Source organism: Bartonella sp. TT110JLCBS (assembly GCF_042193405.1).
Taxonomy (GTDB): domain Bacteria; phylum Pseudomonadota; class Alphaproteobacteria; order Rhizobiales; family Rhizobiaceae; genus Bartonella.
Genome location: NZ_JBHILT010000265.1, coordinates 1 through 606 on the forward strand (window position 1 = coordinate 1; position 606 = coordinate 606).

A 606-nucleotide genomic window follows, 5' to 3' on the forward strand; every position below is an offset into this window, starting at 1 on the left:
TAAAAAAAGTGATCAACGGCAAATGGGAACATGGCAGCGTCTTGGTACCTATGCGGCTGGTCTTGCTCTTGATGATGCCGGCATGAAAAATAATGAACAACTCACTTCAACAATGGATATGATCGTAGCTGCAAGTGGGGGAGAACGTGATATTACTGTTGATACACAGATTCTTTCTAAAGCGCGCGCAGTTGCCGATCATGCCTCTATGTTAAATGTTGCTCTTTCAACTGAACTTCGCCCAACATTATTTTTGGCACAACTTTCAAACCTTTTGGCAGGAAACATTTCAATTGTTCATAAAGTCACTGGATCATCTCGCACATTTATGGGAGAAGAAGGCAGTGGTCTTTCTGCACTTCAAATTGCTGTAGCTCGTATTAAATCAGGTCAAAGCACCCATGCTCTTGTAGGAAGTTCCTATAATGCACAAAGTTATGATATGTTGTTGGCGCATGAGCTTGGTGGTCTTTTAACCCATAATGGATGGAGCCCAGTGTGGGATCGTGAAATCCACCCCGGCGGCGGTATCATAGCCGGTTCTGGTGGTATCTTCCTAGTTATTGAAAGTGGAGAACATGCCAAAAAACGCAACGCACATGCTTA

At 43.7% G+C, this 606-nt stretch carries 1 protein-coding gene; it reads left to right on the forward strand.

Annotated features, from left to right (window positions below):
- Nucleotides 1-606: beta-ketoacyl-ACP synthase (locus ACFILW_RS10830; protein WP_375685834.1), on the forward strand; the 606-nt coding region annotated here is incomplete at both ends.